The sequence below is a fragment of the Lentzea guizhouensis genome (genome assembly GCF_001701025.1).
In the GTDB taxonomy this organism is placed as follows: domain Bacteria; phylum Actinomycetota; class Actinomycetes; order Mycobacteriales; family Pseudonocardiaceae; genus Lentzea; species Lentzea guizhouensis.
Map to the genome: position 1 here is coordinate 5555567 of NZ_CP016793.1, position 25705 is coordinate 5581271.

At 70.4% G+C, this 25705-nt stretch carries 24 protein-coding genes and 2 pseudogenes; 18 read left to right on the top strand and 8 right to left on the bottom strand.

All coding sequences use genetic code 11. From position 1 onward, the window contains the following. The first annotated feature begins 145 nt into the window (after positions 1 to 145). Positions 146 to 337, top strand: coding sequence for a S1 RNA-binding domain-containing protein (locus BBK82_RS27320; protein WP_065917570.1), 192 nt, complete (start codon positions 146 to 148; stop codon positions 335 to 337). Positions 338 to 376: 39 nt separating this feature from the next. Here the strand turns inward: BBK82_RS27320 and BBK82_RS52815 are convergent, their stop codons facing one another. The 4 genes from BBK82_RS52815 to BBK82_RS27340 form a co-directional block, all read right to left on the bottom strand. Next, complete coding sequence (locus BBK82_RS52815; protein ID WP_218920347.1) at positions 377 to 1234, bottom strand: hypothetical protein; 858 nt, start codon at positions 1232 to 1234, stop codon at positions 377 to 379. Then, positions 1231 to 1692 (bottom strand): hypothetical protein, encoded by a 462-nt coding sequence (locus BBK82_RS27330; protein WP_065917571.1) that lies wholly within the window; start codon positions 1690 to 1692, stop codon positions 1231 to 1233. The genes BBK82_RS52815 and BBK82_RS27330 overlap by 4 nt, the downstream gene beginning before the upstream one ends. 448 nt (positions 1693 to 2140) lie before the next feature. Further along, positions 2141 to 2617 (bottom strand): hypothetical protein, encoded by a 477-nt coding sequence (locus BBK82_RS27335; RefSeq protein ID WP_065917572.1) that lies wholly within the window; start codon positions 2615 to 2617, stop codon positions 2141 to 2143. Next, entirely contained in the window at positions 2617 to 4047 is a 1431-nt protein-coding gene (locus BBK82_RS27340) for a helix-turn-helix domain-containing protein (protein ID WP_237047595.1), read from the bottom strand. Before BBK82_RS27340 ends, BBK82_RS27335 begins: the two co-directional genes overlap by 1 nt. 447 nt (positions 4048 to 4494) lie before the next feature. On the opposite strand from BBK82_RS27340, the gene BBK82_RS27345 reads away from it, so the two are divergent. The 9 genes and pseudogenes from BBK82_RS27345 (at position 4495) to BBK82_RS27385 (ending at position 12675) form a co-directional block, all read left to right on the top strand. Beyond that, positions 4495 to 4920: a hypothetical protein gene (locus tag BBK82_RS27345; protein ID WP_237047596.1), complete on the top strand. Its 426-nt coding sequence runs from the start codon at positions 4495 to 4497 to the stop codon at positions 4918 to 4920. Positions 4921 to 5064: 144 nt separating this feature from the next. Next, positions 5065 to 5328 carry a Rieske (2Fe-2S) protein gene (locus tag BBK82_RS27350; RefSeq protein WP_237047597.1) on the top strand — a complete coding sequence of 88 codons (264 nt, stop codon included), beginning with the start codon at positions 5065 to 5067 and terminating at the stop codon, positions 5326 to 5328. Between the two features lie 169 nt (positions 5329 to 5497). Further along, entirely contained in the window at positions 5498 to 5923 is a 426-nt protein-coding gene (locus tag BBK82_RS27355; protein WP_237047598.1) for a Rieske (2Fe-2S) protein, read from the top strand. A 42-nt stretch (positions 5924 to 5965) separates the two neighbouring features. Next, positions 5966 to 7849 (top strand): annotated as a pseudogene (gene uvrC, locus BBK82_RS27360) (excinuclease ABC subunit UvrC); the annotation flags it as partial. A 452-nt stretch (positions 7850 to 8301) separates the two neighbouring features. Next, the gene (locus BBK82_RS27365; RefSeq protein WP_237047599.1) at positions 8302 to 8910 is read left to right on the top strand and encodes an HD domain-containing protein; all 609 of its coding nucleotides are present in this window, start codon (positions 8302 to 8304) and stop codon (positions 8908 to 8910) included. Positions 8911 to 9641: 731 nt separating this feature from the next. After that, on the top strand, positions 9642 to 10499 hold the full coding sequence (gene rapZ / locus BBK82_RS27370; protein WP_065921386.1) for an RNase adapter RapZ: 858 nt from the start codon (positions 9642 to 9644) through the stop codon (positions 10497 to 10499). 5 nt (positions 10500 to 10504) lie between these two features. Continuing rightward, a complete protein-coding gene (locus BBK82_RS27375; RefSeq protein WP_065921387.1) occupies positions 10505 to 11473 on the top strand; it encodes a gluconeogenesis factor YvcK family protein in 969 nt (322 codons plus the stop codon). Next, positions 11464 to 12442: pseudogene (gene whiA / locus BBK82_RS27380) on the top strand (DNA-binding protein WhiA). The gene BBK82_RS27375 and the pseudogene whiA overlap by 10 nt, the downstream one beginning before the upstream one ends. 26 nt (positions 12443 to 12468) lie before the next feature. Then, positions 12469 to 12675, top strand: a complete 207-nt coding sequence (locus BBK82_RS27385) for a hypothetical protein (RefSeq protein WP_065917575.1) — start codon at positions 12469 to 12471, stop codon at positions 12673 to 12675. Here the strand turns inward: BBK82_RS27385 and BBK82_RS27390 are convergent. Further along, positions 12672 to 14972: an ATP-binding protein gene (locus BBK82_RS27390; RefSeq protein WP_065917576.1), complete on the bottom strand. Its 2301-nt coding sequence runs from the start codon at positions 14970 to 14972 to the stop codon at positions 12672 to 12674. The two genes, BBK82_RS27385 and BBK82_RS27390, sit on opposite strands and share 4 nt — an antisense overlap. Before the next feature lie 129 nt (positions 14973 to 15101). Between BBK82_RS27390 and BBK82_RS27395 the strand changes: the two genes are divergently transcribed. The 6 genes from BBK82_RS27395 to BBK82_RS27420 all read left to right on the top strand — a co-directional run bounded on the left by BBK82_RS27395 (position 15102) and on the right by BBK82_RS27420 (position 19183). Further along, positions 15102 to 15311 (top strand): hypothetical protein, encoded by a 210-nt coding sequence (locus tag BBK82_RS27395; protein ID WP_065917577.1) that lies wholly within the window; start codon positions 15102 to 15104, stop codon positions 15309 to 15311. 114 nt (positions 15312 to 15425) lie between these two features. Then, positions 15426 to 16430 carry a type I glyceraldehyde-3-phosphate dehydrogenase gene (gene gap, locus BBK82_RS27400; protein WP_065921388.1) on the top strand — a complete coding sequence of 335 codons (1005 nt, stop codon included), beginning with the start codon at positions 15426 to 15428 and terminating at the stop codon, positions 16428 to 16430. A gap of 20 nt (positions 16431 to 16450) precedes the next feature. Then, entirely contained in the window at positions 16451 to 17644 is a 1194-nt protein-coding gene (locus BBK82_RS27405; protein ID WP_179953704.1) for a phosphoglycerate kinase, read from the top strand. Continuing rightward, positions 17644 to 18432 (top strand): triose-phosphate isomerase, encoded by a 789-nt coding sequence (gene tpiA, locus BBK82_RS27410; RefSeq protein ID WP_065917578.1) that lies wholly within the window; start codon positions 17644 to 17646, stop codon positions 18430 to 18432. The genes BBK82_RS27405 and tpiA overlap by 1 nt, the downstream gene beginning before the upstream one ends. Before the next feature lie 95 nt (positions 18433 to 18527). Further along, a complete protein-coding gene (gene secG, locus BBK82_RS27415) occupies positions 18528 to 18773 on the top strand; it encodes a preprotein translocase subunit SecG (protein WP_065917579.1) in 246 nt (81 codons plus the stop codon). Between the two features lie 65 nt (positions 18774 to 18838). Beyond that, entirely contained in the window at positions 18839 to 19183 is a 345-nt protein-coding gene (locus BBK82_RS27420) for an RNA polymerase-binding protein RbpA (RefSeq protein WP_065917580.1), read from the top strand. Positions 19184 to 19254: 71 nt separating this feature from the next. Here the strand turns inward: BBK82_RS27420 and BBK82_RS54405 are convergent, their stop codons facing one another. Further along, the gene (locus BBK82_RS54405) at positions 19255 to 20178 is read right to left on the bottom strand and encodes a hypothetical protein (RefSeq protein WP_237047600.1); all 924 of its coding nucleotides are present in this window, start codon (positions 20176 to 20178) and stop codon (positions 19255 to 19257) included. A gap of 122 nt (positions 20179 to 20300) precedes the next feature. On the opposite strand from BBK82_RS54405, the gene BBK82_RS27430 reads away from it, so the two are divergent. Next, positions 20301 to 20978 carry a hypothetical protein gene (locus BBK82_RS27430; RefSeq protein WP_237047601.1) on the top strand — a complete coding sequence of 226 codons (678 nt, stop codon included), beginning with the start codon at positions 20301 to 20303 and terminating at the stop codon, positions 20976 to 20978. A gap of 10 nt (positions 20979 to 20988) precedes the next feature. Further along, positions 20989 to 22581 carry a serine/threonine-protein kinase gene (locus BBK82_RS27435; RefSeq protein WP_065917581.1) on the top strand — a complete coding sequence of 531 codons (1593 nt, stop codon included), beginning with the start codon at positions 20989 to 20991 and terminating at the stop codon, positions 22579 to 22581. On the opposite strand, the gene BBK82_RS27440 is transcribed toward BBK82_RS27435, so the two are convergent. Both BBK82_RS27440 and BBK82_RS47815 read right to left on the bottom strand, forming a co-directional pair. Next, positions 22571 to 23191, bottom strand: a complete 621-nt coding sequence (locus tag BBK82_RS27440) for a TetR/AcrR family transcriptional regulator (protein WP_065917582.1) — start codon at positions 23189 to 23191, stop codon at positions 22571 to 22573. The genes BBK82_RS27435 and BBK82_RS27440 overlap by 11 nt on opposite strands. Before the next feature lie 981 nt (positions 23192 to 24172). Next, positions 24173 to 25582 carry a sensor histidine kinase gene (locus BBK82_RS47815; protein WP_083268181.1) on the bottom strand — a complete coding sequence of 470 codons (1410 nt, stop codon included), beginning with the start codon at positions 25580 to 25582 and terminating at the stop codon, positions 24173 to 24175. Positions 25583 to 25705: the final 123 nt, after the last annotated feature.

Here is a 25705-nt window from a genome sequence, read left to right on the forward strand (position 1 = left end):
GTGGCTACTGTTCCCGGTATGACTGCCGGGTCGGCCTTGTGCCGTGAGCGGAACGGTTGCCCGGCCCTGACTTGATCAGGGCCCCTCCGGTCCCGCGCGTTCCTCTGTTCCGGGGATCTGCGCTTGGGAGAGGAGGTGATGCGCAATGCTTCCCAACGTTGGTGATGTCTTCTCCGGGAAGGTCGTCTCGACCGTCCCGTTCGGCTCGTTCGTCGAGCACCCCGCCGGAGCACACGGCCTGCTGCACGGTCAGCAGGCAGAGGTCGGTTCGACCGTGCAGGTGAAGGTGCTGATGGTCGACGACGTGCAACAGCGGTTCAGCCTGGAGCTGGCCTGATGTGAGTTGCTCGGGCAGAGGCGCCCTGCCCGAGCTCTGTCACGCCTTCCGGTACCCCGCGCACTCGACGACCAGCCGCTCGTGCAACGTCCTGCGGTGCCCCTGCTCCTGGGGCGCCGGACCGAGCGCGTCCGCGGGACTGTCGATGCCGTGCAGAACCCGGTACAACACCACATCTGTTGCCGTATACAGCCAATCGTCCGCCCGCCCAGGGGGCGCGGCGGGCCCCAGCATGTTCTCGAACCACGCCGGGAACAACAGATCCCGCGCGACCGCGTCCTCGATGCGCGCGCGAATCCGCCCGCGCGCCTCCGCGACCGCCTCGTTGCCACGCGTCTTGGCCGAGGCGTCCTCGCCGTGCCCCTCGTCCGGCGCCTGCGGCCGCTGCCCGAGCTCCCTGAACCGCTGCCAGTCCGCGTACTTCCTGCGCCACAACGCTTCCGCGTTCGCCGGCAGGTTCGTCAACCCCTCGGCGGCATCGATCGCGTCCTTCAACCGGTCGTCGTACTTCGCAATGGCCTTGCGCACGTCCTGCGCCTCCTGCGGCGTGAAAGTCCTGCGCGCATAGGCTTCCTGCCCCTTGAGGATCTTCTCGACCGTCTCCCGCTCGATCTCGGGCCAGGTGTCGAAGTCGGCCTTCTGCGTCTCCCCTGCCCGCACCTTCCGGTTGAGCGCAACCAGCAACCGTTCGAGCCGGTGCACGCTCTCCGCGAGCTCGGTGACCCGGTCATTGGTCTTGGTCAGCTTGCGGTTGTTGTCACGAATCTGGTTCGTGGCGCTGAGTTGTTGTTGCCCCGCCGTGTTCTCCACGTCGTCCAACCGCGTCGTGAGAGCGTTGAGATCTCTCTTGAGGCGCTCGACCCTGTCATCGAGCGCCTTGACCGGATCGATGTTCATCGCAACGTCCTCCACGCCCACCACACACCACCGGCCACCACCACCAGCGCCGCCCACCCGCTGACGAGCGGCGTGAACAACACGGCCACGAGTGTGGCGGTGATGGCGACGGTCCTCGCCCGCGGCTCCCACAGCTTCGTGCCGGTCGGGTCGACGAGAACCGCGGCGGCCACCGCCATCGCGAGCACGACCGAGACCAGCGACCACGCGTCGAACCAGCCGATGACGACCGTGAGGGCGGCGACCGCGGTGGCGGCGGCGATGGCGCGGTTCGGGGTGGTGAGCCTGGCCGCCTCCACGTCCCTGCGGGCCTGCACCACCGCTTGGACCTCGCGGTCGGTGTCGGCGAGGAGGGCGGGGAAGTCGGGGCTGCCGGGGTGGGTCGCCTGGAGTGTGCGCAGGGCGGTGCGCAGGGAGAGCTGGCGGTCGGCCAGGCGGGCGAAGGGATCGGCTGCCATGTCCCGGAAGCGTGATCAAGATCGGGGGGTGGGGCCAGGGCTGGGGGCGGAGTTGGGCCGGTTGCCGACGAACTTCGCTCAAGTGGCGTAGCGGGCGCCGAACCTGGCGGTTCGGGATTCCTGGGGCTCCGCCCCAGACCCCGACACTCCCGAAGAAGCGCTCCACCCCCGCCACTCTCAGGTAGATGGCACGCCTGTTGCTCAGAGCGGCCGCCGGTTGCGTTGTTGCTTGCGTTGCGGTGGTGGCTTCCCCGTCCAGCACCCCAGAGCGCCCGGCAAACGATCGGAGCGCTAGACGGGGAAGCCACCACCGCGGGACCGCTCTCGGGCCGCCTGCGCCCGCCCTGCTCGCCCGAGCCAGCTCAGCCCACCGAAACTGTCAGACCGTCTGAGTACCGTGGGCCGCGGGGGAGCCAAAAGGCGAGGGGACCCCCGCGTCAGCCTGCGCTCACGACTTCCGCCGCGCCTCCGCCGGCCACACGACCTCGATCGGCACCCCCGACGCCCGCGCCTGCTCCACCACGTCCGCCGTCCCGCCCCTGCCCTGGCCCGGCACCCCGTCCCACACCGCCACGAGCATCTCGACCGAGGCCAGCATCCGTTCGTTCGCCGCCACGTAGGCCAAGCGGCCCGACGTCATGTGCGGCAGGACGCTGACCACCGTCGCGGCGGCGCGGAGCTCGTCGTACTCGGCCACCTGGTGCGGTTTGAGGCGGTCGCGGTAGTCGAGGGCGGGCAGCACGACCTCCACCTGCCCGCCCAGGTCCAGCACGGCGCGCGCGAAGATCTGGTCGGCGCCCGGTGCCAGGCACGTGACGCCGACCAGAGGCCGGTCCAGCTCCTCCAACACCGCGGCCAAAGCCGCCTGGACGGCCGGGATGCACTCCGGGACCAGGTTGCTGTGGCCGGTGATGCCGATGCGCATCAGGCCGTCCGAATCGCCCTGATCGCGTCGCGGGTGTCCTGCACGGCGGGGATGTGGCGGTGCCGTGCCGCCTCCTTGGCGAAGTCCTCGAGTTTGCGCAGGACCCGTCCCGAGGAGAGCTTCGCCGCTGTCGGCAGGACCTCGTTGATCAACCCGCACGCCGCCTCCGGGTCTCCCGCGACCATCTTGGTCCGCGCCAGTCCGATTACGTCGAAAGCGCGGTTGCGCACCTTCGAGGGGTCCCTCAGTTCCAATGCGCGCCGAATGTGCTGTTCGGCGTACACGGCCTGAGAGGGGTCATGCATGGCCAGGTCACGGCAGCGGGCGCCGATCACGCCCTCCAGCTCTGCCTCGTCGAAGCTGTGCAGGTAGCCGGGTTCGGTGCCGGAGCGCTGGGCGAAGGTGTCCTGGGCCATGCCCACGGCCTGGTGGAACTCGCGGACCTTGCCCATCTGCGCGTAGGCCCAGGCCTCGCGGGTCAGCAGCAGGGCCTTCAACGCCGGCGTGCCGGTGCGGCGCGTGCCGTACTGGCCGAGTTGGACGAGCTCCAAGCCGTCCTCGGGGCGGCCCAGGTCGAACATCTGCCGGGCCATCGCGGCCAGGCAGAGTGCGGCGAAGCCGTCGTTGTGGCCCGCCTTGGCCATGCGGATGGCGAGCACGTAGTAGCGCTGGGCGGCGTTGTGCAGCCCCGCGTCGAACGACATGCTCGCGGCCACCTTCGACAGCTCGGCGCCGATGAAGAACGCGCGTTCCGTCAACGGGCCCGCGGGGGCGCGCTGGAGGCGTTCGGCCAGTTCGTCGAGCTGACCCAGGACGGCCTTGCGGGCCAGTCCGTAGCCGCCCCGGCCACCCCAGCCGCGCAGGCCGTCGGCCACGCGCTGCAGCGCGGCCAGCTCCTCCTCGCTGATCGCCGAGTGCGACGACCACCGCGACAGGTTCTGCAGCGGGTGCAGCCAGCGCTGCAGCGGCTCGACCAGTGCGGACCCCACCGTCACCGCGGCCGCTCCCGTGAGCGCCGCTCGTCTGCTGATCGCCAAGTCGCTCCTCGCCGTCTCCTCGACCGAACGGGCAATGCTCGTCGCCTCCCACGGGGCTGCGAGCACATCCGGCGGGCCCGTTTCTGCAGAGCCCACCTGAGCTGGGATGACGACCCGGTCGAACCACAGCCGATCGCCCGGCACGCCGAGGACCAGCGCGAAGTGGCGCAGGCGGTCGAGGCGGTCGATCGGGTTCTCGCCCGATTCGTAACGCGACAGCTGGGCCTGGCTGATGCCGAGCCACGCCGCCATGCGGTCCTGGGACACCCGGCTGAGGTGGTGCGGGTGGTGGCGATAGGCGGAGATCAACGCACCCATGTCGCGGTCGGTGCAGGCGGCCGCGACCGAGGGGTGGTTCCAGAAGTCGTCGGGGACCGCGGGTGGGCCGTGCACGACGGAACGGGCGTTCCGGCGGCACCGGTGACACAACCGGTCGGTGTTGTCTGCGGCGATGAACGCTCCACACGGGCATGCGCGCCTGGATTTGGGTCTCGCGGCATCCATCGGCATCGCCCCCGTCACTGAGCGATTCCCAAGTGTACGGAGCCGTGATCGTCCGTCCATCCATCTCATGCATAAGACGTAATGAATTCGCGTGTCGCACCGCTGGTACCCCCGCCCGGCGGATGAGCTTCATACATCCGCTGCATGAAGCCCATGCACGGGACGAGTGGTGTTGTCGCGAACTGCGACGCACCCTGCACATCGTCGGGTCGCGGGCCGATCCCCGTGACCAGTGCCTGACCCACCCATAGGGGAGGACGACCGCCGATGAGCCTCACGACCGCGGAAACCGGGACGGGTAGTACCGGTATCCCACAGAACAGGGCACACGACCGGATGATCGGGGAGGCCGTCGCCGGCTACCGGTTGCTCGGCTGGCAGGTGCAGGTCACCGAGCAGGGCGTGTTCCTGCCCCTCGGGCCCGCCACCACCGCCCTGGCCATGCCCGCGCGCATCGGGTCGCGCGTGCTGGCCGACCTCAAGTCGCGCATGCTCGCCGGGCCGGTCACCGTCATCCCCGGCCCGCGCGAGCACTGGATCTTCCTGGCCGAGCTGGTCGCGTTGCTGCCGACGCACCTCAAGGCCCCGACGGAGGTCCAGTTCGTGCGATCGCCGCACCGGATCGCGCTGCCACCCACGATGACCAGGTACGGATCGCTGCGGTGGGCCAACCCGCCGTCGCACTCCCGGCACTGGTTCCCGCCGTTCACCGCGGTGCTCGCGCTGGCCCGGACGGCCGTCGCGGAGGACCAGCGCCGATAATCGGCGTCCGTGGAACGTCGTTCAGTGTTGTTGTGCGGGCTCGTCGCGGCTTTGAGTGCGTGTGGCGAGCCTGCGCCTCGCAAGACGGGCGGTGTCGGAACCGCCCGTGTGGGAGACCGCGTCACCCCGGCCGCCTCCGTGCCGGTGGGCAGCGGCGTGCTGGTGGACATGCCCGGCAACGCCCAGCTGCTCGTCGTGCAGCCTCGATCAGGTGAATTTCGCGCCTTCAACCCCTCCTGCCCGCACGTGGGCTCGCTGGTGAACCCGCCCGCCGGCGGTGTGATCACCTGCCCGTTGCACGGGAGCACCTTCGACCCGTCGAGTGGCGCGGTCCGCAAAGGACCTGCGACTTCCGGGTTGACCGAGGTTGCCATCACACTTTCAGGCGATGACCTGGTGCTTGCCTGAGACCTGTGGAATTGCTGTGCATCGGGCGCGTGGCTGAACTTCTGCGGACCTGGTCGCGTAATGCTGTGGTGTGACCCCGAACACCACCCACCACGGAGGATCGGTCGTGAACACCGAAAGCCCAGTAAGCAGGCGGGCTGCTTTGTGCGGAATCGCGGTTGCCCTCGCCGTGCCCAGCGGCCTCGTGGCCTGCTCGTCCGGCTCGTCGACCGGCACCTCGCCCACCCGGGGAGGCGGCACCACCCCGAACACCGGCTCGACGGGCTCCACCGGCTCGACGGGCTCCACCGGTGCCGCCGGCGGGGCGCTGGTCGCGCTGGCCGACGTGCCGGAGGGCGGCGGAGCGGTCGTGGACGCACCCGGCGGCAAGAAGATCGTGATCGCCCGCGTCTCGGCCACCGAGGTCAAGGCGTTCGACGCGACGTGCCCGCACCAGGGCTCGATGGTCGCCGAACCGTCCGGCGGCACGATCACGTGCCCGTCGCACGGCAGCCAGTTCGCCGCGGCGGACGGCAAGGTGAAGAAGGGGCCGGCGACGACGGGCCTGCGGGCCGTGAACGTGCGCGTGGACGGCGACCAGATCGTGCTGGCCTGACCCTTTCAGTTTTTGTCAGACCCCGTCGTTAGGCTGGGTCACGTGGCAGATCCTTCGACGTACCGCCCCTCTCCGGGCACGATTCCCGAGGCCCCCGGCGTCTACAAGTTCCGGGACGCCGGTGGCCGGGTCGTGTACGTCGGCAAGGCGAAGAGCTTGCGCAGCAGGCTGAACTCGTACTTCGCGGACCTGTCCGGGCTGCACCCGCGCACGCGGCAGATGGTGACCACGGCGGCGTCGGTCGAGTGGACCGTCGTGACCACCGAGGTCGAGGCGCTGCAGCTGGAGTACAGCTGGATCAAGGAGTTCGACCCGCGGTTCAACGTCCGGTACCGCGACGACAAGTCGTACCCGGTGCTGGCCGTCACGTTGTTCGAGGACTACCCGCGGCTGCACGTCTACCGCGGCCCGCGCAAGAAAGGCGTGCGCTACTTCGGCCCGTTCGCACACGCGTGGGCGATTCGCGAGACTTTGGACCTGCTGCTGCGCGTTTTCCCCGCGCGCACGTGCTCGGCCGGCGTTTTCAAGCGCCACAACCAAATCGGGCGCCCCTGCCTGCTCGGGTACATCGACAAGTGCTCCGCGCCGTGCGTGGGCAAGGTCTCCGCGGACCAGCACCGCGACATCGTCGACGACTTCTGCGACTTCCTCGCCGGCAAGACCGACCACATGGTCCGCCGCCTCGAACGCGAGATGCTGCAGGCCTCGGAGGAGCTGGAGTTCGAACGCGCGGCCCGGCTGCGCGACGACCTGGGCGCCCTGCGCCGCGCCATGGAGAAGCAGGCCGTCGTGCTCGGCGACGGCACGGACGCGGACGTGATGGCGTTCGCGCAGGACGAGCTCGAGGTCTCGGTCCAGGTGTTCCACGTGCGCGGCGGCCGGGTCCGCGGCCAGCGCGGCTGGGTGCTGGACAAGGTGGAGGCCGTCGACGACGCGGGCCTCGTCGACCAGTTCATCATGCAGTTCTACGGCGACAACACCGAAAGCACCCCGCGCGAGGTCCTCGTCCCGGTGCTGCCCGACGACGCCGCGGCCCTGGAGGACCTGCTCTCCGAACAACGCGGCTCCCGCGTGGCCCTGCGCGTCCCCCAGCGGGGCGACAAGCGCGCCCTGCTCGAAACGGTGGCGCGCAACGCCTCCGAGGCCTTCGCCCAGCACAAGCTCCGCCGCGCAGGCGACCTCACCGCCCGCTCCGCCGCCCTGCAGGAGATCCAGGAGGCCCTAGCCCTCGACACCGCCCCGCTGCGCATCGAGTGCATCGACATCAGCCACGTCCAGGGCACCGACGTGGTCGCCTCCCTCGTGGTCTTCGAAGACGGCCTGGCCCGCAAGTCCGAGTACCGCCGCTTCGCCATCCGCGAGGCCGCCACCGAGGGCGACGTGGCCTCCATCGCCGAGGTGGTCCGCCGCCGCTTCCAAGCCATGCTCCGCGAAACCGCCAACGGCGGCCCCAACCCCGGCATCGACCCGGACACCGGCAAACCCCGCAAGTTCGCCTACCCGCCCAACCTCCTGGTGGTCGACGGCGCCGCCCCCCAAGCCGCCGCAGCCGCCGACGTCCTCGCCGAACTCGGCATCAACGACGTGGCAGTCGTCGGCCTCGCCAAACGCCTCGAAGAGGTCTGGGTCCCCGGCGAACCGGACCCGGTCATCCTCCCGCGCACCAGCGACGCCCTCTACCTCCTCCAACGCGTCCGCGACGAGGCCCACCGCTTCGCCATCGCCTACCACCGCCAAAAGCGCTCCAAGCGCATGATCGCCTCCGAGCTCGACAACGTCCCCGGCCTCGGCGAGGCCCGCAAGGCCACCCTGCTCAAACACTTCGGCTCGGTCCGCAAGCTCAAACAGGCCACCATCGACGAAATCAGCGACCTCCCAGGCTTCGGCCGCCGCACCGCCGAAGCCGTCGTCGTGGCCCTTACCACGGCCAGCGCCCCGACGACGGCTTCGGCATCGCCCGCCACTCCCGCGCCCGCCGCTCCCTCGCCCGCCGCTCGCCGCCGCCCCTCGCCAGCCGCCCTCAACCCGTCGGCCGCGGTGCGCCGGGCGACCACCTCGGCTCCGTCTGCCACGTCGGCTCGGCCACGCCGACTCGGGCTGCTACCTCGGCTCCGGCGACTTCGCCACCTTCGCCGCCTCAGCCGACTCCGGGGCCACGCCGCCTCCGCTGGCAGACCGGGAACCGCTGCCTTGACCATCTCATCCCCGACCCGGCCGGCTCGCCTGCGTCAACCGGCTCAGAGCCCACCGCCGCGACCGGCTCGCCCGCCGCGACCGGCTCGCCCGCCGCCGACCGGCTCGCCCGCCGGCTGGTTCGCGTCGACCCGGTTGCCTCGGCGGCTGCTCCGGTTCGCCGGTCCGCCGCTCCGGCCTCGCTCGTGCCACCTGGCTCAGCCGCCGACCGGCACGCCCGCCGGGCAGCGAGCGGGCGCTGCGACGCCGCGTGGCTGCGGCCGCTGCCCCCCGACGCCGCCGAGCTCCTGACCACTCTGCACGCCCAGCCCAGGCTGGTCGCCCACCTGCGCGCGGTGCACGACGTCGCCTGCCAGTTGGTCGACTGGGTCACCCGCCACCACCCCACCGCGACGTTCGACCGCGAGGCGGTCCTGTTCGGCGCGGCCACCCACGACATCGGCAAGGTCGAGCACCCGGCCGAGCTGTCCGGTCCCGGCTCGGCCCACGAACCCGCCGGCCACGCGCTCCTCCGCCACCACGGCGTTCCCGAACGCCTGGCCCGGTTCGCCGGCACGCACGGCTCGTGGAGCTCGGCGACCACCTTCGAGGAACTGCTGGTCAGCCTGGCCGACAAGGTGTGGAAGGCCAAGCGCGTCGAGGACCTCGAACACCTGGTGACCACGCACCTGGCCACGGTCGGCGGCCGCGAGCCGTGGGACGTCTTCCTGGCCCTCGACGACGAGCTCGACCGGATCGCGGCGAGGGCCGACGAGCGGCTGGCGTTCCAGGCGAGCTGTCCGATCGCGGGGTGACGCCCATGTCCCCGTGCAGGCCGGCCGGAGCCGATCCCCACAGCCTTGCCGGCGGTGCCGCTGCCGCCGCCCGTTGTGATGTGCGGGCGGCCCGTCCAAGCAGCGGGGCGTGCGGCCCGCTCGCTCTCTTCGCGCGGAGTCGGCGGTCCGGCGGTGTCGGCCGAGCTGGGCTGCCTCTACGTCCTTCCGGCTTGGCTGGGCTGGCTCCGGCTTGGCTGCGCAGGCTCTACGTCCCTCCGGCTTGGCTGGGCTGGCTCTACGTCCCTCCGTCCTGGTTGCACTGGCCCACATCCGCCCCTCTGGCCGAGCAGCGCAGGCCGCCCCCACCCGCCCTTCCTTCTAGGCGCGGCGAGGACGACCATGTTTCCGAGCCACCTGACAGACGCCCCCCAGCGCGGATCCGGACAACATTCACCCGCCCGAGTGACGACCCCGCGAACCCGCACGACACAACCGGGTCCGCGACCGAGACGTCCACCAACCGCGGGCGGGCTCACCATGACGCCCGCGAGCGGGCTGACCGTGACGCGCGCGGGCGGGCTCACCGTGACGCGCGCTTCTTCGCGGGCCGAACCTGCGGCGCGCGGAGGGGTTCGCGGGGGAGACTGCACCCGGCGCCGCCGAAGAGCTCGGTGCCGAACCCGCAGAGCTGGCCAAACGAGAGCGGAAGCTGATGCGTTCGCTCATGAACAGGTAACGGAGTCGTAGTCGTGAACGCGGAGAAGTCCGGCATCGAAGTCGCTGTGGTGACCGGGCTGTCCGGTGCGGGTCGCAGCACCGCGGCCAAGTGCCTGGAGGACCTCGGCTGGTTCGTCGTCGACAACCTGCCCCCGGAACTCATCGCCACCATGGTCGAGCTCGGCGCGCAGGCGCGTGGGGCGATCACCAGGGTTGCCGTCGTGATGGACGTGCGCAGTCGTGCGTTCACCGAAGACCTCGCGTCGATCATCAAGGACCTGGACGCGCGCGGGTACAAGCCGCGGGTGCTGTTCCTCGAGGCCACCGATGCCGTGCTGATCCGCCGGTTCGAGGCGGTGCGGCGGGGTCACCCGATGCAGGGTGACGGGCGGTTGCAGGACGGCATCGAGGCCGAGCGGATCCTGCTGACCCCGCTCAAGCAGGAGGCCGACCTGGTGCTCGACACGTCAGCCCTGTCCGTCCACCAGCTCAGGGCCAAGATCGAGGACACCTTCGGCACCGAGGCGGCCACCAGGACGCGGGTCACCGTGCTGAGCTTCGGCTACAAGTACGGGCTGCCGATGGACGCCGACCTGGTCATGGACGTGCGGTTCCTGCCCAACCCGTTCTGGATCCCCGAGCTGCGCGAACAGACCGGGCTGGACGGTGAGGTGCGCAACTACGTGTTGTCGCAGGAGGGCGCTGAGGAATTTCTGGACCGGTACCACGAGTTGCTCAGGCTGGTCGGCGCCGGTTACCGGCGTGAGGGCAAGCGGTACCTGACGCTCGCCATCGGGTGCACGGGTGGCAAGCACCGCAGCGTTGCCCTGTCCGAGGAGCTGTCGGCTCGGCTGGCCAGCGAGGACGGCATGGCGGTCAAGGTTGTGCACAGGGATCTGGGACGCGAGTGACGAAGTTGAAAGCAGTTGCTCTAGGTGGTGGGCACGGGCTGCACGCGACGCTGTCGGCGTTGCGGCGGGTGACCGACGACGTGACGGCCGTGGTGACCGTCGCGGACGACGGGGGCTCGTCGGGGCGGTTGCGGCGCGAGATCACGGACCTGCTGCCGCCGGGTGACCTGCGCAAGGCCATGGCGGCGCTGGCGGGGGAGGACGAGCACAGCCAGCTGTGGACGTCCCTGTTCAAGCACCGCTTCGGCGGCACGGGAGCGCTGGCCGGCCACGCGGTCGGCAACCTGGTGATCGCCGGGCTGCTCGAGCAGCTCGGCGACCCGGTCGCGGTGCTCGAGCTCACGGGCAGGCTGCTCGGGGTGCGGGGGCGGGTGCTGCCGATGTCGAACGACCCGCTCGATATCGAGGCCGACGTCACCGGCCTCGACGAGGACGTCAAGGACGTGCGGCGGATCAGGGGCCAGGTCGCCATCGCGACCACGCCGGGACTGGTGCGGCGCATCCGGCTGGCTGCCCCGAACGGGCGACCTGTCGGCTGTCCGCAGGCGGTGGAGGCTGTACTTGCCGCCGATCTCGTGCTACTCGGTCCCGGATCGTGGTTCACCAGCGTGTTGCCGCACCTGCTGGTCCCCGAGCTGCACGACGCGCTGGTGCGAACGCGCGCCAAGAAGGTCCTCGTGCTCAACCTCGTCCCCCAGCCGGGTGAAACCGCCGGTTTCTCACCCGAGCGGCATCTGGACGTAGTCTGCGAGCACGCACCCGAGCTGAAGGTGGACGCGGTGATCGCCGACGTCGACTCGGTCCCGACGCCGGACCGGTTGACGCGAGCCGCCTCGGCACTGGGTGCGCGAACGCACCTGGCCAAGATCGCCGCACCGGACGCTGCCGACCGGCACGATCCGGAGGCGTTGGCAGGGTGCCTGAGGCAAGTGGTCGAGGAGACCGGAGTGGGAGGGACAGACCCGTGGCGATGACGTCGGCGGTCAAGGACGAGCTGAGCAGGCTCGCGGTATCCAAGACCTGTTGCCGCCGCGCGGAGGTCTCGTCCCTGCTCAGGTTCGCCGGTGGCCTGCACATCGTGTCCGGCCGGGTGGTCGTCGAGGCCGAGCTGGACCTCGGCTCCGCCGCCCGCAGGCTGCTCAAGGAGATCCAGGCGCTCTACGGCCACCACGCCGAGGTGTTCACGATCCAGTCGAACGGCCTGCGCAAGGGCACCCGCTACGTCGTCCGCGTGGTCAAGGACGGCGAGGGCCTGGCCCGCCAGACCGGCCTGCTCGACCCGCGCGGCCGTCCCGTGCGCGGCCTGCCCGCGCCCGTGGTCTCCGGCGGCGTGTGCGACGCCGAGGCAGTGGCGCGGCGCCTTCCTGGCCCACGGCTCGCTCACCGAACCGGGCCGCAGCTCCTCGCTGGAGATCACCTGCCCCGGCCCCGAGGCGGCGCTGGCACTGGTCGGCGCGGCCCGCAGGATGGGCATCGCCTCCAAGCAGCGCGAGGTCCGCGGCGCCGAACGCGTGGTCATCAGGGACGGCGACGCCATCGGCGCCATGCTCACCCGCCTCGGCGCCCACGACAGCGTCCTGGCCTGGGAAGAACGCCGCATGCGTCGCGAGGTCCGCGCCACCGCCAACCGCCTCGCGAACTTCGACGACGCCAACCTCCGCCGCTCGGCCGCGCCGGTCGCCGCAGCCCGCGTCGCCCGCGCCCTGGAGATCCTCGGCCCGGAGGCCCCCGACCACCTGGCAGCAGCCGGCCAGCTCCGCCTGGCCCACCGGCAGGCGTCGCTGGAGGAGCTCGGCCAGCTGTCCGACCCGCAGATGACCAAGGACGCTGTTGCCGGACGCATAAGGCGTCTCCTGGCCATGGCCGACAAGCGCGCGAAGGACCTGGGCCTGCCCGACACCGAGTCGGCGGTCACGGCGGAGATGCTCGAAGCCGAGGTCTGAGCAGTCCACTGAGCGATACTGGTTCGGTGTTGCACGACCAGTCCGTGCCACCGGACCAGGTGGCCAACACCGCCCACGACGTCTCGGGCACCGCGGTGCAGGCGGGCACGATCAACGGCGGCGTGCACGTCCACCCGCCCCACCGTGCCGCTGCGTTGCCACTCCGGGCCGGCATCGTCCCACCGCAGGCGGCGCTGCACGAAAATCTCGTGAGGTGGCGGCGAGAGGCCTAGGAGTGACGACCAGCCCACACCGCCAGCTGCGCGCGTGACCGCAACCCCAACTTGGCGCGAGCGTGTGTCACATGCCGCGCGACGGTGTGCTGCGAGATCCCCAGCCGCACCCCGATCTGCCGGTTCGTCAACCCCTCCGCCACCAACGTCGCCACGTGCATCTCCCGCGCCGAGATCACCCCACCAGGATCCGCGACGGCCGGTGTCAAGGCGTAGGAGATGGCCTGGGGCAACGACATCCGTTCCCCACAAGACTCCGCCGCCCGCAACCGCCCAGCAGCAATCCGCGACCGGCACACCGAACGCGCCTCGTCCAGCAACGCCTGCCAGTAGGGCTCGGCCCGGAAGTCGTACCGGGTCCGCACAACGGAAGCCGCGGTCAGCAGCGACAAAGCGCGCGAGTCATCCGACCCGACGCCGACCAGCCCCAGAGCCAACCCCTCCAGGTCGTAGAACTGGTCCATCGGATGCTCCGACCCGACTTCCAACGACTCCCGGAACAGCTCCACAGCAGCAGCGAAGTCCCCACGCGCCAACGCAAGCGCACCGGCCGTGTGCAGCACAGGGTTCAACATGTGCGGCAAACCCAACAGCCGCACCAATGTCAGAGACTCAGCAACCAAAGGCGCAGCCAGGTCCGCGAAACCGTGCTGCACCAACGTCCACGCATAGGAATTCAGCAGCACTCCCCGCGCGAGCTTGTCTCCAGAGGCCCGCAACAACGCCACGGCCTCGTCGAACAACTCCCAAGCCGCAGCAGGGTTCCCGGTGTGTGCCTCAGCGGAAGCCAGAACTTCCAGAGCACGCGCCAACGTTCCCGGCCGGCCGGCGCCCGAACGCTCGATCGCCAATGACTCAAGAGCGAACCGGCGGGTCACCTCCCAGTCGCCGCGCACGCGGTGGTGCATGGCGGCCAGCGCGGTCAGAACGCTGCGGTACGAGGCCGGCATCTCCTGGGACAGGGCGCGGTGCAGGAGCGAGGTCGAGGCGCCGCGCGGGCCGGCTGAGGTGGACGTCCAGGCCTGGGCGACGACCGTCAGAGCGTGGCGGGACCAGTCGGACAGCTCTGTGGTGCGGGCGATGGCGAGGTCGAGCAGGCCGATGTTGCGGTCCAGCAGCAGCACCGCGGACGGGGTGGGGAAGAAGCGGGAGATCTCCGGTTCGACGACCGAGCACACCCAGTCGACGACGCGGTCGGCCACGACGGGCAGGTCGCCGGACTCGGCGGCGCGCGAGTGGCAGTACAGGCGGATCGACTCCAGCTGGCGGAACGTGGTGTGGCCGGCCGCGCGGTCCACGACCAGCAGGGACTTCTGCTCCAGGCCGGTCAGCAGGTCCAGGGCGTCGGGGACGTCGCAGACCGCCGAGGCGACGCCGAGGTCGAAGGGCACGCCGAGCACGGCCAGGCGGCGGCAGGCCGACTGCTCGGCGCCGGAGAGCAGGTCGTAGCTCCAGCCGATCGCGGCGTGCAGGGTGCGGTGGCGGTCGTCGGCGGTGCGCGGGCCGCCGGTCAGCAGGGCCGGGTCGCCGAGGCGGGCCAGCACGTCGGCGGGGGACAGGACGGTCATCCGGCGCGCGGCCAGTTCGATCGCCAGCGGCATGCCGTCCAGGAAGCGGCACACGGCCACCACGTTGGCGACGTTGGAGCCGTCCACCACGAACGAGCGGTCGACGGCCACGGCGCGGTCGCGGAAGAGCTGTACGGCGTCGTAACGCAAAGCGGTCAAGACATCGATGTCAGCGGGTGGCAGACCCAGTTCGCCCACCGCGAAGACCTGCTCGCCGGGCAGCCGCAGCGGTTCGCGCGAGGTCGTCAGCACGCGCAGCCGCGGGCAGCGGGCCAGCAGTTCGGAGACCAGGTCGGCGGCGTCGGCCAGCACGTGCTCGCAGTTGTCCAGCACCAGCAGCGGGCGGCGGTGCCGGTCGACCTCGGTGATCACGGCCTCGCGCACCGAGCGGTTCGGCAACGGGTGCGCGCCCACGGCCTGGTAGACCGCCCGGACCACGTCGGACGCCGACGCGAGCGGTGCCCACCACACCTGGCCGGTGCGCTTGCCCGCGTGCTGCACGGCCAACCGGGTCTTGCCCGCGCCCGCCGGACCGACGAGGCTCACCAGGCGGTGCTCCGAGCCCAGCCCGGCCAGCGCCGCGAGCTCCTCGCGGCGGCCGACGAAGCTGTCGAGCGGGGTGGGGAGGAGAGCGCGCGGGGTGTCCGGACGGGCGGACGAACGCGAGCGGTACGCGCGCTGACGGCACGCGTTGGAGCAGTACCGGCGCCCGGAGGACGCGTCGCTCAAGGGGTTTCCACATGTCACGCAGGCGGCACCGGCCGTCATGAGCAACGACCGTACCGGCGTGTAACGGCCCGTAACACCCGCTGATTCGGGGTATTGAAGGCGTCCTCGCGGCGTGGACACGATCGGGTCATGACAGCGCAGCCGCAGCCGCCGCACACCTCGCTCGTCCCGCCGCAGGACCGCGCGGTGGTCGACGAGTGGCTCGCCAGGATCGTCGCGGTCGTCGGGCGGGGTGCCCGCGAGGACAGCGCCGAGGCCTGCCGCACCGCCGCGGAGGCCGCGGAGGAGCTGAGCGCCTACCTCTGGGTGCTCCGCGCGGTGCGCCGCCGAACGGCCTAGTCAGGACCCCTTTTTCTGGCTCGATCCAGAGATACTCACTATCCCTGTGACCAGCGACGCAGTTCGGCAGATAGGGTGGGCTTGTTCCTGCCAGCTGAACGCAAGGAGTCCGTCGTGACGGTTCGTGTAGGTGTCAACGGGTTCGGTCGCATCGGCCGCAACTTCTTCCGCGCGGTGCGTGCCGGCGGCCACGACATCGAGATCGTCGCGTTCAACGACCTCGGTGACGTCGCCACCATGGCCCACCTGCTGAAGTACGACAGCATCCTCGGTCGCCTGGACGCCGACGTGCAGGTCACCGACGAGGGCATCTCCGTCGACGGCAAGGTCATCAAGGCTCTCGCCGAGCGCGAGCCGGGCAAGCTGCCCTGGAAGGACCTCGGCGTCGACGTCGTCGTCGAGTCGACCGGCTTCTTCACCGACGCCACCAAGGCCCGCTCGCACGTCGACGAGGGTGGCGCCAAGAAGGTCATCATCTCCGCGCCGGCCAAGAACGAGGACCTCACCGTCGTCATCGGCGCGAACGAGGAGAAGCTCGACGGGTCGCAGACGATCATCTCGAACGCGTCCTGCACCACGAACTGCCTCGCGCCGCTGGCCAAGGTCCTCAACGACAGCTTCGGCATCGAGCAGGGCCTCATGACCACGATCCACGCGTACACGCAGGACCAGAACCTGCAGGACGCGCCGCACAGCGACCTCCGCCGTGCCCGCGCCGCCGCGCTGAACATCGTGCCGACCTCGACCGGTGCCGCGAAGGCCATCGGCCTGGTCCTGCCGGAGCTCAAGGGCAAGCTCGACGGCTACGCGCTGCGCGTGCCGATCCCCACCGGCTCGGCCACCGACCTGACCGTCACGCTCAAGCGCGAGGTCACCGTCGACGAGGTCAACGCCGCGTACAAGGCCGCCGCCGAGGGCCCGCTGGCCGGCATCCTGAAGTACTCGACCGACCCGATCGTGTCGGCCGACATCGTCACCGACCCGCACTCGTGCATCTACGACGCGCCGCTGACCAAGGTCATCGGCAACCAGGTCAAGGTCGTCGGCTGGTACGACAACGAGTGGGGCTACTCCAACCGCCTCGCGGACCTGGTCAAGCTCGTCGCGTCCAAGATCTGAGCAGCGGGAACGGACAGTCAGTGAAGACTCTCAGCGACCTGCTCGCCGAGGGTGTCGCGGGTCGGCGCGTGCTCGTGCGCGCCGACCTGAACGTCCCCCTCGATGGCGACAAGATCACCGACGACGGCCGTGTCCGCGCGTCGGTGCCGACGATCAAGGCACTGGCCGACGCCGGTGCCCGCGTGGTCGTCACCGCCCACCTCGGCCGCCCCAAGGGCGAGCCGGACCCCGAGTTCTCCCTGGCCCCGGCCGCCGCTCGCCTCGGTGAGCTGCTCGGCATCGAGGTCACGCTGGCAGAGGACCTCGTCGGCCCGTCCGCCACGTCCGCGGTCGGCGCGCTGACCGACGGTGGCGTCGTGATGCTGGAGAACGTCCGCTTCGACGCCCGCGAGACCTCGAAGGACGACGCGGAGCGCGCGGCGCTGGCCGACGAGCTCGCCTCGTTCGCGGACGCGTTCGTGTCCGACGGCTTCGGTGTCGTGCACCGCAAGCAGGCCTCGGTCTACGACGTGGCGCAGAAGCTCCCCGCGTACGTCGGCGGTCTCGTGGAGACCGAGCTCGGCGTGCTGCGCAAGCTGACCGACGACCTGGAGCGCCCGTACGTCGTCGTGCTCGGCGGCGCGAAGGTCTCCGACAAGCTCGGCGTCATCGCGAACCTGCTGACCAAGGTCGACCGGCTGCTGGTCGGCGGCGGCATGGCGTACACGTTCCTCAAGGCCCAGGGCCACGAGGTCGGCACGTCGCTGCTGCAGGAAGACCAGCTCGACCAGGTCAAGGGCTTCCTCGCGGAGGCCGAGAAGCGCGGCGTCGAGCTCGTGCTGCCGGTCGACGTGCTGGTCACCGCCGAGTTCGGCAACACCGAGCACGACGTCGTCGGCACCGACGCGATCCCCGCCGGCAAGATGGGCCTCGACATCGGCCCGAAGTCGCGGGAGCTCTTCGCCTCGAAGCTCGCCGACGCCAAGACCGTGTTCTGGAACGGCCCGATGGGCGTGTTCGAGATCGAGACCTACGCCGGCGGCACCCGTGCCGTGGCCGAGGCGCTCGTGGCGTCCGACGCGTTCACCGTCGTCGGCGGCGGTGACTCCGCCGCGGCCGTCCGCGCGCTGGGTCTGCCCGAGGACGGCTTCTCACACATCTCCACCGGTGGTGGCGCCTCCCTGGAGTTCCTCGAGGGCAAGGACCTCCCCGGCATCAGCGTTTTGGAGTCCTGATGGCAGCCCGGCTCCCGCTCATCGCGGGCAACTGGAAGATGAACCTCAACCACCTCGAAGCGATCGGCCTCGTGCAGAAGATCGCCTTCGCCCTGCCGGAGAAGTACTTCGCCAAGGTCGAGGTGGCCGTCCTCCCGCCGTTCGTCGACATCCGCAGCATCCAGACGCTGGTCGACGGCGACAAGCTGCTGCTCAAGTACGGCGCGCAGGACATCTCGCGGTACGACTCCGGTGCCTACACCGGCGAGGTGTCGGGCCTGATGCTGAAGAAGCTCGGCTGCCACTACGTCGTCGTCGGGCACTCCGAGCGCCGCGAGTACCACGGCGAGACCGACGCGCTGGTCAACGCCAAGATCGCGGCCGCGCTGAAGCACGAGGTCACGCCGATCTTCTGCTTCGGCGAGAAGCTCGACGTCCGCGAGGCCAAGGGTCACCTGGAGCTCGTCCGCCAGCAGCTGGAGGACGGCCTCAAGGGCTTCACCGCCGAGCAGGTCGCCAAGGTCGTGTTCGCCTACGAACCGGTGTGGGCGATCGGCACGGGCAAGACCGCGTCCTCGGCCGACGCCCAGGAGGTGTGCTCGCTGGTCCGCTCGTTCGTGGCGGAGAAGTACGGCGAGGAGACCGCGGCGGTCGTGCGGGTGCTCTACGGCGGTTCGGTGAAGTCGTCGAACATCGGCGAGCTCATCGCGCAGAAGGACATCGACGGCGCGCTGGTCGGCGGTGCCAGCCTGCAGGCCGACGAATTCACCAAGCTGTGCGCTCTGGCTGCGGGTGGACCTCTACCCTAGGTTGATCTGGATAAACCACGCACCCCAAGTGGTTGCACACGTTCGGCAGTCGAGCAGGTACTCTATGGCGTCGGCTGCCTGTCAGTGAGGAAGAAATGGTCCTGTTCCTGCAGATCCTGTTGATCGTCTCCAGCGTGCTGCTGGTGCTGCTGGTGCTCCTGCACCGCGGCCGTGGTGGCGGCCTTTCTTCGCTGTTCGGCGGCGGCATGCAGTCGAGTCTGTCCGGTTCGTCCGTCGTCGAGAAGAACCTCGACCGCCTGACGCTGTTCGTCGGCGCGGTCTGGATCATCGCGATCGTGGGCATCGGACTGCTGATCAAGCTGCCCGGCGCGGGTGGCTGATCTCCGTTCAGCGGCAGAAGCCCTTCGGGGCTTGGGGTAACCACTTGGTGGGGGTGTAACGGTCGATGTCTGGTGGTAACGCGATTCGCGGTACCCGCGTCGGCGCAGGCCCGATGGGCGAGTCGGAGCGCGGCGAGTCCGCGCCCCGTCGTCGGGTGTCGTACTGGTGCGCGAACGGTCACGAGTCCCGGCCTTCCTTCGCGGTCGACGCGGAGGTGCCGGACAACTGGGACTGCCCGCGCTGCGGCCTGCCGGCAGGTCGTGACGAGCAGACGCCACCCGCGCCTCCGCGCAACGAGCCGTACAAGACGCACCTGGCGTACGTGAAGGAGCGGCGCTCCGACGCGGACGGCGAGGCGATCCTCGAAGAGGCTCTCGCCAAGCTGCGTCGTCAGCGCGAAGAGCCGTAGTTCTCGGACAACGCTGAAAGGCCCCCTCTGCGGAAGAGGGGGCCTTTCGCGTTCCTCCGTGCTCGGTTCGGCTAGCGGCGCAGGCCCGCGAACTGGCGGCGCAGCATCGCGGCACCGATCAGCAGGAAGAACAGCAGCACCACGAGCGTGCTCGACGTGCCGCCGGACGAGCTGGACAGCGTCACGTCGACGTTGCCGACCAGCGTGATGCCGCACTCGGCGCGCACCTTGTGCCGGCCCGGTTCGATGTTCGCGAACTTCACGGGTGCGGTGAAGTCGCCGTTGTCGTTGGCGGTGGCGCGGCCGACGTCCTGGCCGAGCGACTTGAGGGTGACGCTGGCGCCCTTGGGGCAGCCGGTGCCGGACGCGGTCAGGTCGTCGCCGGGCTGGATGTTCTCCTTGTCGAGCACGAGGACGCCGTCACCGGAGGAGCCGAACGGGTCGGTGGAGGACGGCGTGTCCGACGACGACGGGGGAGCGCTGGTCGTCGTGGTCGTGGTCGGCGCGGTGGTGGTCGTGGTGGTGACCGGCGGGCGCGTCACGGGCGGGTTGGTGACCGGTGGGTTCGTCACCGGGGGGTTGGTGACGGGTGGCTGCGTGGTCGGCGGCGGGGTGGTCGTGGTGGTGGGCGGGATCCGCACGGTGAACGTGACCGGTTGCCGTGGCAGGCTGGCCGCGCAGGAGACCGCCTGGATGGTGACGGAGTGCGAACCGGCGGTGGCGCCGGTCGGAACCGTTGCCGAACCGGAACCCGTTCCGCGACCCGTTCCGGTGCCGCTGCCCACTACGGTCTTGCCGTCCCAGACGATGCGCATGGCGTAGTTGCGGCAGTCCGGGTCGAACCAGACGCCGGTCCACGCGACCTTGAAGGCCGAACCCGGGGCTCCGACGTTCGGGTTCGCCGAGAGCGTCGGCGGCTGCTGGGCGGCTGCCGGTGTGGCGCCGAGCACCGTAACACCGGCGGCCAACGCCACGAGTAAGCCTGAAGACCGCATTCCCTCTCCCCGGAACAGAACCTGAAGGTGTGCTAGTGAGACGTCGTATGACCGGTGCAGGTTTACTGCTGTGGTGCGGAATTATGCTGCTGCCGTCAACCGCGTCCGCACAGGGTGGGTCGGTGACGCTCGAAGCCACAGTGGACAGCAGTCCGGTCGGTGCTGCGGTCGTCGTCCTCGACCCCGAGCGCACCGCCAGGGTCTCGGTCACCGTCCGCAACGACACGAGCACCGTGCAGCGCGTGAAGACCGTGCGGATCAGCGGCACCGCGCTGGCGTTGACCTTCTTCGCCTACGACACAGCGGTTCCGTTCGACGTGCCGGCGGGGGAGAGCGAGACGAGGACGTTCCCGCTGGAGCCGACGGACCTGGGGACGCAGGCGACCGGGTTGCTGCCGATCTCGGTGGAGGTCGTCGACACGCAGCGCGAGGTGATCGCCTCGCTCGACGCCACCGGTGACATCCGGGGCTCGCTGTGGTCGGTCTACGGCGCGTTCGGGCTGGGGGTGCTGGTGCTGACGGCGTTGTCGTGGCTGGGTGCGTTGATCGCGCTGGCCCGGCGCCGGCTGCCCGCGAACCGGTGGCAGCGGGCGATGCGGTTCCTGCCCGCCGGGATCGGGACCGGGTTGATCGCGGTGTTCACGTTGTCGGTGCTGCGGCTGGTGGCGCCGTCGCCCACGGCGGAGATCCCGTTCATCGTCGGTGCGGCCGCTGTCGCGTTGCTCCTCGGCTACGTGACACCACATCCCGGCGAACAGCAACTGTCCGAAATGGATACCGTGAGGATCCCGAGACTGTGAGGATTCACCGGTGACGTTGTCCAGTGTGGTCGCCGCGCTCCCGCAGTACGCCGTGGGTGAGCAGATCGGCGAGGGTGGGATGGGCGTCGTCTACGGCGGCGTGCACCGTCAGCTCGGCCGGCCGGTGGCGATCAAACGGCTGCCCGCCGCCGTGGCCGAGGACCCGCGGATGAGTGAGCGCTTCGAGCACGAGGCGCGGTTGCTGGCCAGGCTCGACCACCCGCACATCGTGCCGGTGTACGACTACGTCCGGCAGCACGGCGAGCACCTGCTGGTGATGGAACGCCTCGACGGCGGCACGGTGTGGTCGCGGTTCGCCTCCGACGGGCTGACCGCGCAGCAGTCCTGCGGGATCGTGCTGGCGGCGCTGTCCGGGCTGCACGCGGCGCACGAGGCCGGGGTGCTGCACCTCGACGTGAAGCCGAAGAACCTGCTGTTCACCGCGAACGGCCTGGTGAAGGTCGCGGACTTCGGCATCTCCCAGGTGGTGTCCGAGGGCGCCACCCTCGTCACGCACGGCGGCGCGGTGCTCGGCACGCCCGCCTACATCGCGCCGGAACAGGCGCTGGGCAACGCGCTGACGCCGGCGGCGGACGTCTACGCGACCGGCACCGTGCTCTACGAGCTGTTGAGCGGCGACCTGCCGTTCGAACGCGGCGGCGGCCCGATCGCGATGATCCAGAAGCGGGTCTACCAGGAGCCGCGGCCGTTGACGACCGTGCCCGAACCGCTGGCGGGCGTGGTGATGCGCAGCCTGGTCCGCGACCCGTCGGCCCGCTACCGCAACGCGGAGACGTTCGCGGTCGACCTCGCCGGTGCCGCGGCGCACCTGTTCGGCCCGGACTGGCTGATGCGCCTGCAGATGCCGGTGCACCTGGCGCCGCAGGTGTCCTCGGCCAGGCCGTCCGCGCGGCCCGCCCACCCTCGCGACGCGATCTCGATCACCCAGCAGCCGATCCGCGCCACGCTCGTCGACCCGGTGCCGGCCGCCCGGTTGAGCGGCAGCAGCACGCTCGTGCCGGCCGCCCAGGTGATCAAGGCGCCGACGAGCCCGTGGTGGTTGTGGCTGGTGGCCGCGATCTCGTTGCTGGCACTGGTGGTCGTGCCGTTCGCGGTGACCGGGCGGGAGCTGCCGTCGTTCCCGACGAACCTGTCCGAGCCGGTGACAGTGGAGGGGCAACGCCTCACCGTGTCGCTGGCGGGTATCCAGCTCGCGGACGTGCCGCGCGGTCCGGAGGGCTTCGCACTGCCGGGTGCGGCGCGGTGGGTCGTCGGCGGCGCGGTCACGGCGGCCGCGGACGGGCGCGAGTTCCTGCTCGTGTCGAACCAGACGCCGTGGCTGAGCATCATGGGCACGGGCTCGGCGCTGCTGCTGCTCTTCACGTTGGCGTACCTGGAGTCGAACCTGCGCGCGTTGCGCCGCAGGCAGACCGGTGTCGGCGCGGTCATCGCGTCGGTGCCGCTCGGGTTCGGGCTGGGTCTCGCGGTGTGGCTGCTGGTGTCGGTCCTGCTGGACAGGGAGCCGACGCTGCCGATCGCGGTGACGTGCGGCGTGCTGGGTGCGGCAGCGGGCATCTCCGCGGCGTTGGCCTCTAAGCGCTGATCGCGTGCTCGAACAGGTCCGCGAGCTCCCGCGCGTACCTGGCGACGTCGGTGTCCGGCCGGGTCATGAGCTCGGCCGGGGTCGCCTCCATCGCGGCCAGCACCGACACGGCCATCACCCGCACGTCGAACCGGCGCAGGTCGCCGACGTCCTGACCCTCGCGGAACATCTCCTCCAGCTCGGTGAGGGTGCGCGCGTTCTGTTCGGTCGCCCAGGTCCGTGCGGTCTCGGCGTCCCTTGCCGCTGAGGCGATCTGGGAGATCGCGATCAGCTCGGCCGGGTGGTCGGCGCAGTAGTGCACGAAGCCCTCGATGATGGCGCGCAATGCCGCCTGATAGCTCACCGCGCCCTCACCGCGTGCACTCAGAGCGCGGTCCATCGAGTCGTGCACGGTCAGCATGACCTGCTTCATCAGCTCTTCGCGCTTGGCGAAGTGGTAGGTGATCAGGCCCGGGCTGATGCCCGCTCGCTGGGCGATCCGGACGAACGACGCCTTCGCGTACCCGATCTCGGCGATGGTCTCGATCGTCGCCGCGACGATCTGCCCGCGCCGGGCCTCCTCGATGAACGAGCGCTGGTGCTGGCCGCTCGACTCATTTTCTGGTTGCATGAACAGTAGCCTAGTTGAGCAACTAGTCAGGGGGAAGTCATGATCACTCGAAAGGCGTTCCTGAGGTCGGTCGTGGGCGCTGCGGCGCTGGTGGGGCTCGGTGCGGGGACGGCGTCGGCGCGTCCGCGTCTGCGCGGCGGTGTCTGTTACGACACCGGGGTGCTGCACGCGGCGGGGGAGCCGTCGAGCCGGGTGCGGTGGAACCGCCGGCAGCTCGAACGGGAGATCGGCATGATCGCCGACGACCTGCGCTGCCCGTCGATCACGGCGTTCGGCTCCGACATCGGCCGTCTCACCGAGACCACGGCCACGGCTTTACGGCGTGGCATGGAGGTGTACGTCCAACCACGGCTCTACGACCACCCACAGGGCGAGGTCCTGGAGCACATGGCCGAGTCCGCGCGTCAGGCGGAACGGGTGCGCACCCAGGACAACGTCAAGTTCGTCACCGGCTGCGAGCACTTCCTGTTCACGCCCGGGATCCTGCCCGGCGACACGTTCCTGGAGCGCATCGAGAACGCCGGGTCCATCCCGGCCACCGAGTGGCCGAACGTCGTCCGCCGGTTCCGCGAGTTCATGGTCAAGGCCGTCGAGGTCGCGCGCGGCAACTTCGGCGGCCGGATCACCTACGGCGCGGCGGCCGGGGCGGACGCGAAGTGGAACGACTGGTCGTTGTTCGACATCCTCGGCCTCGACTACTACCCGTACTTCGAGACCGATGCCGAGTACACGGCCGACCTCGACCAGTACCGCAGCAGGTGGAACAAGCCGATCATGGTGCTGGAGTTCGGCTGCTGCACCTACACCGGCGCGGCGCGGGCGGGCGGCATGGGCTGGGACGTCATGGACTGGGAGCAGGAGCCGCCCGTCGTCAAGCCCGGCATCGTGCGCGACGAACGCGAACAGGCCGGCCACATCGCCCGCATGCTGCGGGTGTTCGAGCAAGAAGGGCTGGCGGGTGCGCACCTGTACTCGGTGGTCTCACCCGACTCGCCGCACCACCGGACCGACCGCGACCTGGACTGGGACATGGCCTCCTACAGCCTGTACAAGACCGTCCGCGACCGGTGGGACGACGACAACTCGCCCTACCGGCTCGAACCCAAGCAGTCCTGCCACGCCTTCCGCAGGCACAACTGCCAGTCGCATCAGCTGTCTGTGGCCCGCTGGGTCGGGAACGACGCCGTGACCAGGTAGCCCCTCGTCCGTCGGGCCCGCGGAGAACTCGCCGCCGAGCAACGTGGCGCGTTCCCGCAGGCCCACCAGCCCGTGGCCGCCGCCGGGCAGTGACTGACCGGGTTCCGGCGAGGCCGTGTTGCGCACCTCGACGCGCACGGCCTCGTCGTCGGCGTCCACCACCACGTGGGCGGCCGCGCCGGGTGCGTGCTTGCGGACGTTGGTCAACGCCTCCTGCACGGTGCGGTAGACGGCACCGGACACAGGAGCGGCAACGTCGGTCACCGGCCCGTGGACCTGCAGCTGCACCTCGAAACCGGCGTCGGCGGCGAGCTCGGGCAGCTCGCCCACACCCGGCTGGGTGGCGTCGTCGCCGTCGGTCGTGCGCAGGACGGACACGAGCTGGCGCAGCTCGTCCAGCGTGCGGGTCGACAGCGTCCTGATCGTGGTCGCCACCTGTTTGTGCTCGGCGTTGGCCACGGCCATCCGCAGGGCGCCCGCCTGCATCGCGATGAGGCTGACCTGGTGCGACACCACGTCGTGCATCTCACGGGCCAAGCGCGCGCGTTCGTCGGCACGGACGGCGTGCGCGTGCAGGACCCGTTCGCGTTCACGGGACTCGGCGAGCTCGGCGATGCGGTCGGCGAGCTGCTGGCGGGCGTGGGCGAGCAAAGCCAGCGCAATGGGCAGACCCGCGATCATCACGCCGCGGATCGCCGAGTGCAGGTGGGCGTACCAGGGGAACTTGAGGAAGTCCTCCGGCGGCCACAGCGCCGAGCGGCTCAGCCACACCAGCACGCCCGCGGCCAGCGTCTGCCAGCCCCACACGTACCGGCGCGCCACCGCGTACAGGGCGATCATCGCGGCCATCTGCGCCCAGCCGAAGAAGAAGCCGGGGATGGTCAGCAGCGCGACCACGAACGGAAACCGGCGGCGCAGCAGCAGCACGGCTGCCGCGGTCCAGGACAGCCACAGCGAGTAGGCCGGCGGGTTCTCGTCGGCCAGCCACGACATGCCGAGCCACACGTCGAGCACCCCGACGAGCACCAGCCCGAGGTCGACCGCGACCTGGCGGACGTCGCCGGTCAACGGCCAGCGCGACCCGGCCTCGGCCGAGCTCGACCGCGGGGCAGGAAGCAGCGTCGTGGTCAGGATCCGACCTCCCCTGTGAGCGGTTCGATCCTCACCGTACTGCGCGTATGCGGCGGTTGGCATGGTTGCCCCTTCACCCCGACCTGCTCCGTCACGAGTTAAGGACGCCCTTGCTCGCGGATTGGTACGCCGCTGCGCTCATCAATGTGCTACCGCACACGCACGGGGCGTGTGCGGTAGCGATCG

Bases quoted from the DNA above. Each gene is read 5' to 3' on its own strand.
- BBK82_RS27345 (WP_237047596.1), top strand. From the start codon at position 4,495: ATGATCGGGGAGGCCGTCGCCGGCTACCGGTTGCTCGGCTGGCAGGTG.
- BBK82_RS27335 (WP_065917572.1), bottom strand. From the start codon at position 2,617: ATGCGCATCGGCATCACCGGCCACAGCAACCTGGTCCCGGAGTGCATC.
- BBK82_RS47815 (WP_083268181.1), bottom strand. From the start codon at position 25,582: ATGCCAACCGCCGCATACGCGCAGTACGGTGAGGATCGAACCGCTCAC.
- tpiA (WP_065917578.1), top strand. From the start codon at position 17,644: ATGGCAGCCCGGCTCCCGCTCATCGCGGGCAACTGGAAGATGAACCTC.
- BBK82_RS27440 (WP_065917582.1), bottom strand. From the start codon at position 23,191: ATGCAACCAGAAAATGAGTCGAGCGGCCAGCACCAGCGCTCGTTCATC.
- secG (WP_065917579.1), top strand. From the start codon at position 18,528: ATGGTCCTGTTCCTGCAGATCCTGTTGATCGTCTCCAGCGTGCTGCTG.
- BBK82_RS27330 (WP_065917571.1), bottom strand. From the start codon at position 1,692: ATGGCAGCCGATCCCTTCGCCCGCCTGGCCGACCGCCAGCTCTCCCTG.
- BBK82_RS27420 (WP_065917580.1), top strand. From the start codon at position 18,839: ATGTCTGGTGGTAACGCGATTCGCGGTACCCGCGTCGGCGCAGGCCCG.
- BBK82_RS27395 (WP_065917577.1), top strand. From the start codon at position 15,102: ATGACAGCGCAGCCGCAGCCGCCGCACACCTCGCTCGTCCCGCCGCAG.
- BBK82_RS54405 (WP_237047600.1), bottom strand. From the start codon at position 20,178: ATGCGGTCTTCAGGCTTACTCGTGGCGTTGGCCGCCGGTGTTACGGTG.
- BBK82_RS27320 (WP_065917570.1), top strand. From the start codon at position 146: ATGCTTCCCAACGTTGGTGATGTCTTCTCCGGGAAGGTCGTCTCGACC.
- BBK82_RS52815 (WP_218920347.1), bottom strand. From the start codon at position 1,234: ATGAACATCGATCCGGTCAAGGCGCTCGATGACAGGGTCGAGCGCCTC.